Origin of the sequence: Frankia gtarii (assembly GCF_025403375.1) — a bacterium.
Classification (GTDB): domain Bacteria; phylum Actinomycetota; class Actinomycetes; order Frankiales; family Frankiaceae; genus Frankia; species Frankia gtarii.
This window is the reverse complement of record NZ_JAMPTM010000185.1, coordinates 1-13,480: the sequence shown is the minus strand read 5'-3', so window position 1 is coordinate 13,480 and position 13,480 is coordinate 1. Positions and strand designations below refer to the sequence as shown.

Sequence of the window (13,480 nt, the reverse complement as noted above, 5' to 3'; positions counted from 1 at the left end):
CGCCGACCCCGACCCCACCGACCCAGCCGACCCCGGCGAGGCCGCCGCCGGCCGCGGCACGGGGTTCGAACGGGCGCGACATCCGCGTCGGGCAGGGGACGGCGAGGCGGGCCGTGACCGGCTCGGCGCCCTCGCCGAGCGGCGCGGTCGGCGCGACGGGGGTGATCTCGGGCTCGATGCGGGCGAGTTCGAGGCGCACCTCGTCGAGCAGGTCCGTCAGGCGCACGCCGAGCGCGCGGCAGATCGCCGCGAGGATCTCCGAGGAGGCCTCCTTGCGGCCCCGCTCGATCTCGGACAGGTAGGGCATCGACACCAGCGCCGCCGCCGCGACGTCACGCAGGGTGCGCTGCTGGGCCAGCCGGCGCCGGCGCAGCGCCCGCCCGATCAGCCCCCGCAGCAACGGGACCTCGACCTGCTCGGCCATCGCCACCCGGACCACCCTCCGACGCCCGCGGAACCGCTCAGAAGCCGAGGGTATCCGCTGCGGCGTCGTCTCATCTGCCGATGTCGCCGTCCGGTCCGCCCAGCCCGTGTAGGAACGCCACGGCGTTGCGGGTGGCCGCGCGCATCGCCGCCCTCGACGATCTGCTTGGCCTCACCGACCTGGTGATCTTCCCGGTGATGCCGGGGGACCTCGACGACCGGGCCCGCGAGCAGATGGAGCGCTTCGTCCGCGACGTGGTGCCCCTGGTGCCGGCTGCGGCCGTGACGCCCCGCGGGTACGCCCCGTCGTTTCCAGGCGGCGTCGTCGCCGCGCTGCTCGGCCGCCAGCGCGAGCTCAGCGGCTACCGCACGCCGGTAGCCGGGCTCTCCTTCACCGGCGCGGGGACCTTCCCCGGTGCCGGGGCGTGGGGCGCCGGCGGCCGCAACACCGCCGAGGTCATCCTTGCCCCCCGCCGCGGCCGCGCCCGGTAGCCGATCGGCGCGACGACCGCGGGAACGCACCGCGCCGTGACCCGGGAATGGTCGGGGTGCGTAGGATTTTCCGGTGACCCTCATCCCGCAGACCCACCAGGACCTCGCTCAGAACGCCGCGGTCGCGATCCTCACCACCCTCGGCCCCGACGGCGCTCCGCAGACCACGGCCGTCGGCTACTTGCTCGACGACGGTGTCTTCCGCATCTCCGTCAGCTCGGACAAGCAGAAGCTGAAGAACCTGCAGCGCACGCCGCAGTGCTCGCTGTTCCTGCTGGACATCGCCAACGTCTACCGCACGGTGGAGGTCCGGGGCAACGCCGAGGTCCTCCTCGACGAGGACTACACCTGGGCCGCGAAGATCGCCGAAAGCAACGGGCGCACGGCCGACGATATTCGCAAGCTCACCCCGCCCGGCGAGCAGCGGTACAGCATCGCCGTGCACCCGACCAAGGTCAACACCTTCGGCTGAGCCCGCGGCGGTTCAGGCTCCCGTCGTGGCGGGCGGGCGATCACCCGCGCCCGCCCTTGGCTGTGCGGGCGGGCGCGGGTCGTGCAACGGGATAGTTCAGGTCCCGCAGGGGCTGGCCGGCAGGTCGCTTGCCGTGGCGGCGCCGGCATACTGTTCGGCCCAGGCCGGGAGACGACGGTCGTCAGGGGTCGGCTGCCACTGGCCGTCGCGCAGGGTGTAGTCCCAGGCGGGCCCGACCCGCAGGTACCGCGCCACGGCGGCGATCAGGCGGTCGACGTGGCCGGCGGTCGTGCCCACGCCGATGCTGGCCCGCAACGCGCCGCCCGGCGCCCCCAGCCGGGCCAGCAGCGGGTGCGCGCAGAACCGGCCGGCACGCACCCCGATGCCGTGCTCGGCCGACAGGTACGCCGACACCCGGGCCGGGTCGTGCCCGGGCAGCGAGAACGCGACGACACCGACGGCGTCCTGCCAGGCCCCGTCGCCGTCGGACCAGATGCGGTGGATCACGACGCCGTCCAGACCGGCGAGCCCGTGCAACAGCCGTGCGCGCAGGCCGGATTCGTGACGTTCCCACGCGCCCGGGGGGAGCGCGGCGAGTGTGCGGCAGGCGGCGGCGATCGCGGTCGCGCCGGCGAGGTTCGGGGTACCGGCCTCGTGGCGGGCCGCGCCGGTGGCCCAGCTGACGGCGCCGATGCCCACCTCACGCACGGCGCCGCCGCCGGCCAGGTAGGGGGGTGCGGCGTCGAGCCAGTCGGCCCGGCCGACCAGCACCCCCGCCCCGAACGGCGCGTACAGCTTGTGCCCGGAGAACGCCAGGTAGTCGAGGTCGTCGGCGGCCATGGCGAGGCGCCGGTGCGGGGCGAGCTGGGCGGCGTCGACGAAGATCCGGGCGCCGGCGTGGTGGGCCATCCGGGCGAGCCGGGCCAGCGGGGGCGTCTCCCCGGTGACGTTGGAGGCGCCGGTCACCGCGAGCAGGACCGTGGGCGCGGCGCTCAGCTCGGCCTCGAGCGCGGCGAGGCTCTCGGTCAGGGTCGCCCGGGCGGCAACGGATCGGTAGCCGGCGCGGGCGCGCCAGGGCAGCAGGTTCGCGTGATGCTCCACGTCGAACACCACGACCCCGCCGGCGGTGTCGGCGGCGGGCAGGCATCGGGCGAGCAGGTTGACGGCGTCGGTGGTGTTGCGGGTGAACAGGGTGAGGTCGCCGTCGCGGGCGCCGACGAAGCGGGCGACGTCGCGCCGGGCACCCTCGTAGAGGGTCGTGCAGACCTGGGAGGCGAACCCGGCGCCGCGGTGCACGCTCGCCGAGTAGGGCAGCACCCGGGCGACATGCTCGGCCACCTCGGTCAGGCACGGTGCGCTGGCCGCGTGGTCGAGGTTGGCGTATTCGGCCCACCCGCCGCCGACCAGCGGCACGTCCAGCCCCGCTCCCTGCACCGCCAGCAGCGCGCCGGGCGCGGCGTCGCCGGTGGGTGGGTGACCGGCTGGCCGTCCGGTCGACTGGTCGGGGCGGTCCTGCCGGCCGGGAGACGGAGGCGCGGCAGAGATGATCGACATCATCGTTGCTCCTGGTAGGACCCACAAAGGGTCGGCACTTGCCGTCGGCGGGGTTGCCGAGGCCTCGTCACCACCCGGGGCACCCCGCTGCATAAGGAGGGTTGCCGGCCAGCAAGCCGGGGCTGAACGCTGACACTCAAGACGTGGGAAAGACCTTAGCAAAGCCTGGATTCCCGGTGGGAGTGCGGCACTGCCGGCGTCGCGGTTCCGCGGAACACCATGCGCCGGCAGTCAACGTCATGCACCGGCAGTCAACGTCATGAACCGGCGATGAGGCGACACCGGCGAACACGGCCGAACCGAAAGCCCTCGCGACGAGACGAGTAGGTCCGGCCTACCCGGGGCCGTAAACGATCAATGTTGAGTAGTCGTGGTTCACGGGTGCCCCGTCCCCGGGCCGCCGTCGACGGATTTTCGACGCCGCCGGCATCGCGCTACTCGGCGGCGCCGAGAATTCCGGCGAGGACGAGCAGCAGCAGCACGACGGCGGCCACACCCGCCAGCCACGCCCGGCGCGCCCGCAGCCAGGTGCATCCGGCCGCGACCACACCCGCGGCCGGCGTCGCCGCCAGGACGATCGTGCCGAGCAGGACGACGGCGCCGGCCCGCCCGTGGCGCAGCCCGCCGATCAGGTCGGACAGCCGCATCGCCGCGTTGCCGCCGAGCGGGTCGTCGCCCGAGCCGTGCAGCCAGCCCCCGCCACTGCCGGCGAAGGAGACCGCGAGCCCGGCGAGGACCAGGGCGGCGCCGAGACCGCCACCGATCCGCAGCACCAGTGCGACCTGACGGGCACCGGACTCGGGCGCACCCGGTGCCGCCTTCACGCGAGGCCCCGCAGCAGCATCTGGGCGCTGACGATGAGCAGGACGACGAGGAAGATCGCCCGCAGCGCTTCGGCGGGCACCACGGCCAGCAACCGCGACCCGATGCGCGCGCCGACGACCGTCCCGAGCGCCACCGCGCCGGCCAGCAGCGGCACGACGTCGCCCCGCTGCAGGTAGACGACGGCGCTCGCGGCGCCGGTCACCCCGATCATGAGGTTGCTCGTCGCCGTCGACACCTTGATCGGCAGGCGCATCGCGAGGTCCATGGCCGGGACCTTCATCGCCCCCGAGCCGATGCCGAGCAGGCCGCTGATCGCCCCGGCGGCGGTCATCATCGTCAGGCCGGTGGCGGTACGGGTCACCCGGTAGGGACGGATGTCGCGGACCGCGGTGCCGGTGCCGGCGCGGGTGCCGGTTCCGTGCAGGCTCAGGGCGTCGGCGATGGGATCGTCCGGCACGGCCAGGCCGTCGCGATCCTGCCGGTGGCGCAGCATCTGGACCGCGCTGACCGCCAGCACGACCCCGAACACCGTGTACAGCGCGCGGGTGCTCAGGTGCCCGGCGAGCAGGGCCCCGGCGATGGCGCCGCTCACCGTCGCCACCTCCAGGGTGACCGCGACGCGCAGGTTCGCGAAGCCCTCGTCGAGGTAGCGCGGCGACGCCGCGGCGCTGCCGGCGACCACCGAGATCACCGAGGCCCCGATCGCGAGCCGCAGGTCGAGGCCGAAGGCCAGCGTCAGGATCGGGACGACGAAGGTGCCGCCGCCGAGCCCCAGCAGGCTGCCCAGGCAGCCGGACAGGACGCAGACGGCGGTGATGGCGACGATCTCGGCCAACGGGCTCACGGCGCCTCACCAGGTAGGAAAAATTAGTTCTGGTACAGAGCATATCTGCACCAGAACTATCCCGGGGGCGTGAGCGACGGATCCGATCAGCGAATGACGGCCACCGGGCAGGGGGCGTGCGTCACGCACTGGTGGCTCACCGAGCCCAACAGCAGCTCGGTGAACCCGCCGTGGCCGCGGCTGCCGACGACGAGCAGCTGCGCGGCCGCGGCGGCGTGCAGCAGAGCCCGGGCGGCGCTGTCCGCGACGGTCTCCTTGACCACCTGGACGGGCAGCCCGCCGCCGTGCTCGGCGATGATCGTGGTCACGGCGTCGTCGAGGGTGCGCTGCGCCTGCTCGGCGAGCGCGGAGCCGAAGTCCGCATAGATCCCCGGGTAGGCCGGCACCTCGAGATGCCAGGCATGCACGGCGCGCAGGGTGGTCTTGCGCGCGGCGGCGGCCGCCACCGCCCAGCGCAGCGCCCGCAGTGAGGCGTCCGACCCGTCGACGCCGACGACGACCGGGCGTTCGTCCACCGACGCCGCCGTCGTGCCCGTCGCATCCCCGGAACCGGCCGCCCCCGCAGCCCGGTCGGGCCGGTCGTCGCCGCCGCGTACGACGACGACGGGCAGCGGCGCGTGGTGCACGAGCCCCTGGCAGACCGACCCGGCCATCAGCCGGTGCAGCGCGCCGTGCCCGTGTTCGCCGACGACGACGAGCTGCGCGCCGATCGCGAGCCGCAGCAGCTCCGGCACGGGGCTGCCCTCCTCGACGCGTTCGGTCACCGTGACCGCCGGATCGGGGATGTGCACCGCCGCCACCGTGTCCGCGAGCACCCGCCGCGCCGCCTGCGCCAACCCCGCGCGGTCGGCGCTGCTCGCCGCGTCGAAGACTGAACGCGGCTCCCCGATCGCGTCCCAGACCAGCACCGCCGTCACCGGCAGTCGCCGCCGCGCCGCCTCGTCGACGGACCAACGCAGGGCCGCGGCCGACCCAGGCGAACCGTCGATCCCCACCACGATGCCGCCCGTGCCCGACTGGCCCGCCGTGTCTGGTTCGCCTGTGGTTCGCGCCATCGTCGTCACCTTTCTCGCCACTGTGATCCCCGACACCGTCCACCATGCCCGTGCGTGGGCCTGCGCCGACGCGCCGAACGCCGCTGCCGGGTCGGCCGGTTGGCCGGGTCGGACCGGGCCGAAGGGCCCTTGATCCGCGTCCGTTTCCGGTGTCAGTGACCGACGGTGCGGGAGAGGAAGGCAAGGACGGCGGGCATTCGCTCGGCGGTCGGGAAGGCGCCGCCGTGGCCGGCGCCGGGCACGATCGTGACGTCGACGGCCGGTGCGCCGGCGGCCCGCAGCGCGTCGGCGAGCTCAAGGGACTGGCGGTGCGGCACAGTGCAGTCGGCGTCGCCGTGCTCGATGTGGAAGGGCGGCAGCGGGGCGCGGCCGAGATAGTTCAGGGGGCTCGCGACCCGGACAAGCTGGGGCACGGCGGCCACCGTGCGGCCGAGGAAGCGGGACTCCGGCGAGTCGGGACGGCCGTGTGAGGCGTCGGACACCGCACAGCGCTCGTTCGCGCGAACCTGGTCGTCCATCGAGGCGAAGTTGATCGGACCGTAGAAGTCGACGACGGCCTGCACGGCGCTGGAGACGCCCGGATTCCCCAGTGCCGGGTCGTCGTACATCGCCACTCCCGGCGTCGTCCCCAGCATGACCGCGAGGTAGGCCCCCGCCGACGCGCCGCTTGCCACGATCCGGTCCGGGTCCAGGCCGTGGTCGGCGGCGTGGGCGCGCACCCAGCGCACGGCTGCCTTGACGTCCTGGACGGCGGCGGGGAAGCGGGCCTCGGCGGACAGCCGGTAGTTCAGACTGGCGACGGCGTACCCGGCGTGGACCAGCGCGTGGATCACGGGCAGGTCGTCGCGCTTGTCGCCGAGTGCGAACGCGCCGCCGTGGATGGTGATGACCACCGGCAGTCCCGCCCCGTCGCGGGCGGCAGCGTCGGCGGCCGGCGGCGGCGTGGGCCGGTAAAGGTCCAGGCGCTGGGCGGGTGACACCGGCGCGTAGGCCACATCGCGGCGGACCCACATCCCGTCGACCTCGTCGGACTGCTCGGTCAGGCCGCCTGTCCGGCCGGGACCGCTGGTCGGCGCCGATGTCTCCGGTTGGGCTGATGTCCCCGGTTGGGTGGAGTCGTGCCGGGAGCAGGCGGCGACGGCGAGCCCCAGGGCGAGCAGGCCGCCGGTGGCCGCGGCCATGAGACGGTGCGGGACGTGGTGAATGTCGGCGATCCTCTCGAAGCCGGGCGGTGGCTGCCGGACCGGGCGACTGGCTGGTCGCGTGCCATCATGCCCGCCCCATTCGAGTGATTGGTCGCCAGTCCGGCTCGGGGACGGATCGTGGTGCGGGCGGAATGTGAGCGGCGCCATGCGGTTCGGTGGGAGACCTTTTCGGTACAGCGCGGTACCGTTTTTTGTGATGGTACCGAAGGCCCTGTCGCGGGGTCCGCGGTCCACCCCAGGATGGTCGCTGGGCCGTCGGTTCGAGGGAAAGGAGTGGCAGACCATTTCGCTTCCGGTCGCCGCCGGTCGGGGCCGCCCGCGGGACGAGTCCCGTGAGCAGGCGATTCTGGACGCGGCGCTGGAGTTGCTTGTCGAGGTCGGCTACGACCGGATGAGCATGGTCGCCGTCGCGGCCCGGGCCCGGGCCAGCAAGGCGACGATCTACCGGCGGTGGTCCTGCAAGGATGAGATGGTCGTGGAGGCGCTGCGTCGCCACGGTCCCGCCGATCACGTCCCCGCGGACACCGGCTGCCTGCGGGACGACATGGCCGCCGAGGTTCGCCTCATGATCAATACTGTCTCTGGTCCGGATGGTGCGCTGCTCGTCGGCGTCCTGCGGGCGGCCAGCGAGTCCCCTCGGCTGGCCGCGGTGATCCAGGCCAACCTCCTGCAACGCAAGGTGGAGCTCGGCCGCTGCCTGCTCGAGCGGGCGGTGCGGCGGGGGGACCTGCTCGCGCAGACCGAACCGGCGCTGCTCATCGAGGTCATCCTGGCAATGATCTTCACGCGCCTGCTCGTCACGGGTGAGCCGCTGGACGAGGCGTTCGCCGACCACATCGTCGACGACGTCGTGTTTCCGCTGCTCGCCGGCCGGTCGGCCCCACCCACGGAGACCTCGAACACCTGAGCTAATATCGTCTCGAACACCTGCACGAAGGCGGATTCGCATCCGCCACTGCCCGCCGCGTCCCACTGTGTGCGGGTTCCACCACCTGCTGCCAGCCCGAGGTGGGTGGCCCGTCTCCGTCTCCGTCCATCGGCGCCGCGTCTCTAGTCCTGTGCGTCGGTCGCCCCTGCCCATGCCCCGGGAACACCTACCCGTTCGATGTCCCGGCAGCTCGACTTCTCCGGCAAGGAGCCCTCTGTGACCACAACTGTCGACCGCCAGGCCGGAGATCCCCCGGTAGGCGTGGCCGACGACGCCCCCGATCCGCGGCGGTGGCTGGCGCTGAGCATCATCGCCGTCGCGCAGCTCATGGTCGTCCTCGATGCCTCGATCGTGAACATCGCGATGCCCCACGCCCAGGCTGACCTGGGCATCTCCACCGCGAATCGGCAGTGGATGGTCACCGCGTACACCCTCGCCTTCGGCGGTCTGCTGCTGCTCGGCGGGCGCATCGCCGACTACCTGGGTCGCAAGCGGGCCTTCGTCTGGGGGCTGTTCGGCTTCGCGCTCGCCTCGGCGCTCGGCGGGCTGGCGCCGAACGCCGCCCTGCTGTTCGCCGCCCGGGCCCTGCAGGGCGCGTTCGCGGCGTTGCTCGCCCCGGCCGCGCTGTCGCTGATCACCGTTGCGTTCACGGAGAGCCGCGAGCGGGCCAAGGCGTTCGGAGTGTACGGCGCGATCTCCGGTGGTGGCGCGGCGATCGGGCTCATCCTCGGCGGCCTGCTCACCGAGTACGCCTCCTGGCGGTGGTGCCTGCTGGTAAACGTGCCGATCGCGCTCGTCACCGCGTTCTTCGCGGTGCCGGTGGTGCGGGAGAGCCGCGCGCAGGGCGATGCCCGCTACGACCTGCCCGGCGCGGTCACGGTCACCGCCGGGCTCGTCGCCCTCGTCTACGGCTTCACGGTGGCCGCCGAGGACGGCTGGAGCGACCCCCGTACCCTCGGCCTGCTCATCGGCTCGGTGGTACTGCTCGCCGCGTTCGTCGTCATCGAGTCGCGTTCCGCCGCGCCGTTGCTGCCGCTGCGGGTCGCCTGGGAACGCAACCGCGGCGGATCGTTCCTGGCCTCGCTGCTGATCGGCGCCGGCCTGTTCGCGATGTTCCTGTTCCTGACCTACTACTTCCAGCAGACCCTGGGCTACAGCGCGCTGAAGACCGGGTTCGCCTTCCTGCCGTTCAGCGCCGGGATCATCCTCTCCGCCGGCACGGCCAGCCAGCTGCTGCCGCGCATCGGCCCGCGGGTGCTCGCCGGCGTCGGGACGACGTTGGCCGCGGTCGGCATGGCGCTGCTGTTGTCCATCGAGGTCGATTCCAGCTATGTCGCCCACGTGCTGCCGTCCGAGCTGCTCATCAGCGTCGGCATGGGCTTCTCGTTCGTCCCGCTGTCGAACCTGGCCCTCGTCGGTGTCGCCGCGCACGACGCCGGGGTTGCGAGCGCCCTGGTCAACACCACCCAGCAGATCGGCGGCTCGCTGGGCACCGCCCTGCTCAACACCGTCTACGCAACCGCCGTCGGCAGCTACCTCGACGGCCACGGCCAGGGTAAGGCGGCCCTCGCGCAGTCGCAGATCGAGGGGTACACCACGGCGTTCCTGTGGGGCGCGATCCTCATCGCGGTCGCCGCAGTGGTGATCTTCGTGTTCATTCGCGCCGGGCGGGAGTCCGCGGCGAACGTGGAGGGTGCCCCGGCACACGTGGGCTGACCTCGCCGGTGCGGGCCCCCGAAGGGCCCGCACCGGTCCGGTGTGACCTCAGAGGTCGATGTCCTCGCTCAGCATCGCCAGCGAGCTGAGCCGGAAGCCGACGGTCCCGTCGACGATCTTGCGGATGACGCTCGCCTTCGGGTCCTTACCGCCCACCCCGTCCACGCCGAGGGCGCCGGCCAGCGCCCGAAGCTGTGGCACCGACACCCGCCCGAGAGCGGCCAGGTGCTCGGCGGCCTCCTCCCGGCTCGTCGCGCCGAGCAGCGCCGTCCGTAGCGCCTCCACGTCCACCGCGGCTGGCAGCGCCGCCCCTGCCGTCGTGCCCGCTTCCGCGCGGGCCGGCCGCCGCCGCGTCGCCGGCGCAGCAGGGGGTTTCGCCGCCCGGCCACCCTGCGCGGCCGTGACGGTCAGCCGTGTCCGTCCAGCCAGCAGCTCGCCGATCTGGTGCTCGTTCAGGCCGGCCACCAGATCGGCGAGCTGGCGTAGGAGCAGCGTGCTCAGCCGGGCGGCTTCGGGGGCGGTGGTCATGGGCGAGGCGTCCTGATTCGCTTGAGGAACTCCTCGACGAGGCGGTGCAGCTCCCACGCGAGAGCGGGAGTGACCTGGTCGGAGAGGATGACGGGAAGCTGGGTGCGAGCCGCGCCGGCGAAGTGGTGGTTGCTCTCCCGGACCATCGCCTCGAAGACCGGCAGTCCGAGCTGCCGGGTCTGGGCGATGTAGGGGCGCAGGGCCGCGATCGGCTTGCCCGAGTAGTACTGCACCATGGTGAAGACCACGCCGAGGATGATCGGCTCCAGCTTCTTCACCGCCGGATGCAGGTCCGACTGCAGGTCGACGATCCGGTTGAATTCCCAGATGAACCGGCGCAGTCGGGCCTGCAGGTGCTCGATGCCGAGGGTGGACAGCTCGTCCGGACGGGCGGGGATCAGCAGTTGGTCGCTGGCCGCGACCGCGGCGCGGGTGATGACGCCGAAATTCGGCGGGCAGTCGAGCAGGACCAGGTCGTAGGCGTTCGGCGGCAGGGTCGCCAACCCCGCGGAGAGCCGCAGGTAGACGTCGAAGTAGTGCCGCGTCGAGCGGTGTACCTCCGCGCCGCCGAGGCGCGCGGCAAGGTTCATCTCGACATCGCCGAGTGACAGGTGGGAGGCGATGAGGTCGAGTGCGCCGCTGCCCTGCGCGATCCGGGAGTTCACCACCGGAGGCGAGGTGACCAGGGGGGCCAGCGGCGGCACCGGGGCGTCCATCCGCCACGCCTCGAACCACTGCTTGATCGTCTGGTCGTCGGCGAGTTCCGCCCGCCACTGCTCCGGCCGGTAGAACGAAAAGGTCAGGCTGGCCTGCGGATCCAGGTCGATGAGGAGGACGCGCTTCCCCCAGGCGGCGATCTGCGTGCCGATGTTCGCGGCCAGCGTGGTCTTCCCGACCCCGCCCTTGTAGTTCACGACCGAGATCACGCGCACGGCGGCCCGTCCCCATGCTCGGTTGCTGACCGGATCATCCGGTTTCCCCCCGTCGCTACGGTGCCACCCGTTCCCGCGGCGTGACCCGCGCCGACGGGCACGCCGGACAGCACATCACGGGATGCGGGCCCGCGATGGGCGGGGATTCGTGCCGGGTGGCGGCGATGCGTACACCTTGACCGGCAGTGGTGCGATCGACGCCGTATTGGGATTACGATGGGTGATCTGGATGTCACGGCCGTCCGGCGATCTGCGCGTTCCCGCCCCTACGTGCCGGCCTTCCGGCGAGACCGGTTACGTTCAGGCAGTACGCCGCGGACGCCGTCGAACAGCGGTCTATCGTCTCGGCGACTCCAGTGCTGTCACCGCCACTGTCTCGGGGGACGATGCGACACATGGGTACCTCGAGCGGGGTTGGGCCTGGCACGGAGCTCGGCCGGACCGTGGGTCAAACCACCCGGGCGACCACGGTGCCCGGATCCGGTGCGGGCCGGGATGTCGGCGGAGCCGGGCGCCCCGCAGGGACCGGTCGTGGCGCGAGAGCCGGTCGTGGTGCGGGGACCGGTCGTGGTGCGGGGAGCGGTAGCGGCGGCGTCGTCGCCGGCCGCGCCGTCGGCGGCGGGCCGGCTGCGGGTGGAGCCGGGCGTCGGTGGCGTCCGGGTCTGCCCGGGTGGGGCCGGCCGTGGGTGCCGCGGGTTGCGGCGCTGCTGACCCTCGCCGTGGGCCTGCTCGACGTGGTGTCCGCACTGACCCCGGAATGGCGGTCCCGGCTGGCGGACCTGCGGGTGCTGCTGCCCGCGGCGGCCTCCCGGCAGGCCGCCGCGTTCACGGTCGTCGTCGGCATGCTGCTGGTCCTGCTTGCCGCCGGTCTGCGCCGGCGCAAGCGCCGGGCGTGGCGGGCAGTCGTCGTCCTGCTCGGGCTGAGCGTCGCGCTGCACGTCGCCAAGGGGCTCGACTACGACGAGGCGGCGGCGTCGGCCGCGCTGCTCGGCGTGCTGGTGCTGGTCCGCGGCGAGTTCCGGGCCAAGGGCGACCCGACGACCCGCTGGCGGGCGCTCGGCGCCGCCCTGCTGCTGACCGCCGTGTCGATCGGGATCGGTTTCCTGCTGCTGCACCTGCGCGAGCACCGCATCGCCGGCCCGCACGCCTGGTCGGCTCAGCTCGAACAGATCGTGCTGGGGCTCGTCGGCGTCCCCGGCCCGCTGCACTTCACCTCCGACCGCTTCGCCGACCTCGCCGACCGGGTGCTGCTCACCCTCGGCGTGGTGACCATCGGCACCACCGGCTACCTGGCGCTGCGTCCACCGCGGCCGCAGCCGCGGCTGACCGAGGACGACCAGGCGCGGGTGCGGACGCTGCTCGGCCGGCACGGCGACGCCGACTCGCTCGGCTACTTCGTGCTGCGTTCCGACAAGTCGGTGATCTGGTCCCCGTCCGGCAAGGCGTGTGTGGCCTACCGTGTGATTTCCGGGGTGATGCTCGCCAGCGGCGATCCGCTCGGGGACCGGGAGGCGTGGCCGGGGGCGATCCACGAGTTCCTGCGCGAGGCGGCCGACCACGCCTGGACCCCGGCGGTGATCGGCTGTTCGGAGGCCGGCGGCACGGCCTGGACCCGCGCCGGGCTGACCGCGCTGGAGTTCGGCGACGAGGCCGTGGTCGACGCCGCCACCTTCACCCTGGACGGCCGGGCGATGCGCAACGTCCGCCAGGCCGTCGCGCGGATCGAACGCGCCGGGTACACCGCAGTCGCCCGTCGGGTCCGCGATCTGTCGCCGCGCGACGTCGCACGGCTGAAGGATCAGGCGGCGGCGTGGCGGGGCAGCGAGACCGAGCGCGGCTTCTCGATGGCACTGGGCCGGCTGGGCGACCCCGAGGACGGGGACTGCGTCGTCGTCCTCGCCTACGAGAACATGGGGCAGGACACCGGCGTCGCGGCTCGGCCCGACGAGACGGCGTCCCCCGGCGGCGAGTCGTGGGGGGAGAACGAGGCCGCCGGCGGGGAACTGCTGGCCGGCGGGGAACTGCTGGCCGGTGGCGAGCCGCAGCTGCGAGCGCTGCTGCACTTCGTGCCGTGGGGGCGGGACGGGCTGTCCCTCGACGCGATGCGGCGCGACCGATCGGCCGACAACGGGCTCAACGAGTTCCTCATCGTCAGCACCCTGCGCCTGGCGCCGCAACTCGGCGTCGCGCGGGTCTCGCTGAACTTCGCGTTCTTCCGCTCGGCCCTGGAACGCGGCGAACGCCTGGGCGCGGGGCCGGTGGTTCGCTGCTGGCGCGGCCTGCTGATGTTCCTGTCGCGCTGGTTCCAGATCGACAGCCTCTACCGGTTCAACGCCAAGTTCCAGCCCACCTGGCTGCCCCGCTTCGTCTGCTATCCGGCCACGGCCGAACTGCCGAGGATCGCCCTGGCGATCCTCGAGGCCGAGGCGTTCCTCGTCTGGCCTCGCTGGCGCGACCATCTGCCCCGCCCCGGTGCGCTGCTCGCCGCCGCCCGCCGCGAGCGTTC

The 13,480-nt window shown here is 73.2% G+C and carries 13 protein-coding genes and 1 riboswitch; of the genes, 5 read left to right on the top strand and 8 right to left on the bottom strand.

The annotated features are described in order from the left end of the window. Window positions 1–424 (bottom strand): helix-turn-helix domain-containing protein (locus NBZ83_RS22485; protein WP_261575734.1); only part of this gene is annotated, 424 nt, incomplete at its 3' end. Between the two features lie 125 nt (window positions 425–549). On the opposite strand from NBZ83_RS22485, the gene NBZ83_RS22480 reads away from it, so the two are divergent. Beyond that, window positions 550–915 carry a hypothetical protein gene (locus NBZ83_RS22480; RefSeq protein ID WP_261575733.1) on the top strand — a complete coding sequence of 122 codons (366 nt, stop codon included), beginning with the start codon at window positions 550–552 and terminating at the stop codon, window positions 913–915. 73 nt (window positions 916–988) lie between these two features. Next, window positions 989–1,387 carry a PPOX class F420-dependent oxidoreductase gene (locus tag NBZ83_RS22475; protein ID WP_261570036.1) on the top strand — a complete coding sequence of 133 codons (399 nt, stop codon included), beginning with the start codon at window positions 989–991 and terminating at the stop codon, window positions 1,385–1,387. A 96-nt stretch (window positions 1,388–1,483) separates the two neighbouring features. On the opposite strand, the gene NBZ83_RS22470 is transcribed toward NBZ83_RS22475, so the two are convergent. The 5 genes from NBZ83_RS22470 to NBZ83_RS22450 form a co-directional block, all read right to left on the bottom strand. After that, a complete protein-coding gene (locus NBZ83_RS22470) occupies window positions 1,484–2,941 on the bottom strand; it encodes an aminotransferase class V-fold PLP-dependent enzyme (protein WP_261570035.1) in 1,458 nt (485 codons plus the stop codon). 29 nt (window positions 2,942–2,970) lie between these two features. Next, a riboswitch (SAM riboswitch) is annotated at window positions 2,971–3,085 on the bottom strand. A 290-nt stretch (window positions 3,086–3,375) separates the two neighbouring features. Continuing rightward, window positions 3,376–3,765: a DUF1634 domain-containing protein gene (locus NBZ83_RS22465; protein ID WP_261570033.1), complete on the bottom strand. Its 390-nt coding sequence runs from the start codon at window positions 3,763–3,765 to the stop codon at window positions 3,376–3,378. Further along, a complete protein-coding gene (locus NBZ83_RS22460; protein ID WP_261575732.1) occupies window positions 3,762–4,610 on the bottom strand; it encodes a sulfite exporter TauE/SafE family protein in 849 nt (282 codons plus the stop codon). Before NBZ83_RS22460 ends, NBZ83_RS22465 begins: the two co-directional genes overlap by 4 nt. Before the next feature lie 86 nt (window positions 4,611–4,696). Then, complete coding sequence (locus tag NBZ83_RS22455) at window positions 4,697–5,665, bottom strand: universal stress protein (protein WP_261570031.1); 969 nt, start codon at window positions 5,663–5,665, stop codon at window positions 4,697–4,699. Window positions 5,666–5,817: 152 nt separating this feature from the next. After that, a complete protein-coding gene (locus NBZ83_RS22450; RefSeq protein WP_261575731.1) occupies window positions 5,818–6,846 on the bottom strand; it encodes an alpha/beta hydrolase in 1,029 nt (342 codons plus the stop codon). Window positions 6,847–7,066: 220 nt separating this feature from the next. Between NBZ83_RS22450 and NBZ83_RS22445 the strand changes: the two genes are divergently transcribed. Then, the gene (locus NBZ83_RS22445; protein WP_261570028.1) at window positions 7,067–7,777 is read left to right on the top strand and encodes a TetR/AcrR family transcriptional regulator; all 711 of its coding nucleotides are present in this window, start codon (window positions 7,067–7,069) and stop codon (window positions 7,775–7,777) included. 237 nt (window positions 7,778–8,014) lie between these two features. Continuing rightward, window positions 8,015–9,514 carry an MFS transporter gene (locus NBZ83_RS22440; RefSeq protein ID WP_261570027.1) on the top strand — a complete coding sequence of 500 codons (1,500 nt, stop codon included), beginning with the start codon at window positions 8,015–8,017 and terminating at the stop codon, window positions 9,512–9,514. Between the two features lie 48 nt (window positions 9,515–9,562). Here NBZ83_RS22440 and NBZ83_RS22435 read toward each other — a convergent pair whose 3' ends face one another. Both NBZ83_RS22435 and NBZ83_RS22430 read right to left on the bottom strand, forming a co-directional pair. Further along, window positions 9,563–10,042, bottom strand: coding sequence for a hypothetical protein (locus NBZ83_RS22435; RefSeq protein WP_261570026.1), 480 nt, complete (start codon window positions 10,040–10,042; stop codon window positions 9,563–9,565). Further along, window positions 10,039–10,974 (bottom strand): ParA family protein, encoded by a 936-nt coding sequence (locus NBZ83_RS22430; RefSeq protein WP_261575730.1) that lies wholly within the window; start codon window positions 10,972–10,974, stop codon window positions 10,039–10,041. The genes NBZ83_RS22435 and NBZ83_RS22430 overlap by 4 nt, the downstream gene beginning before the upstream one ends. 686 nt (window positions 10,975–11,660) lie before the next feature. On the opposite strand from NBZ83_RS22430, the gene NBZ83_RS22425 reads away from it, so the two are divergent. Next, window positions 11,661–13,480 (top strand): phosphatidylglycerol lysyltransferase domain-containing protein (locus tag NBZ83_RS22425; RefSeq protein ID WP_261575729.1); only part of this gene is annotated, 1,820 nt, incomplete at its 3' end.

Excerpts from the sequence above, each read along its gene's own strand:
- NBZ83_RS22445 (WP_261570028.1), top strand. The coding sequence starts at position 7,067 with ATGGTACCGAAGGCCCTGTCGCGGGGTCCGCGGTCCACCCCAGGATGG.
- NBZ83_RS22450 (WP_261575731.1), bottom strand. The coding sequence starts at position 6,846 with ATGGCCGCGGCCACCGGCGGCCTGCTCGCCCTGGGGCTCGCCGTCGCC.
- NBZ83_RS22470 (WP_261570035.1), bottom strand. The coding sequence starts at position 2,941 with ATGTCGATCATCTCTGCCGCGCCTCCGTCTCCCGGCCGGCAGGACCGC.
- NBZ83_RS22455 (WP_261570031.1), bottom strand. The coding sequence starts at position 5,665 with ATGGCGCGAACCACAGGCGAACCAGACACGGCGGGCCAGTCGGGCACG.
- NBZ83_RS22435 (WP_261570026.1), bottom strand. The coding sequence starts at position 10,042 with ATGACCACCGCCCCCGAAGCCGCCCGGCTGAGCACGCTGCTCCTACGC.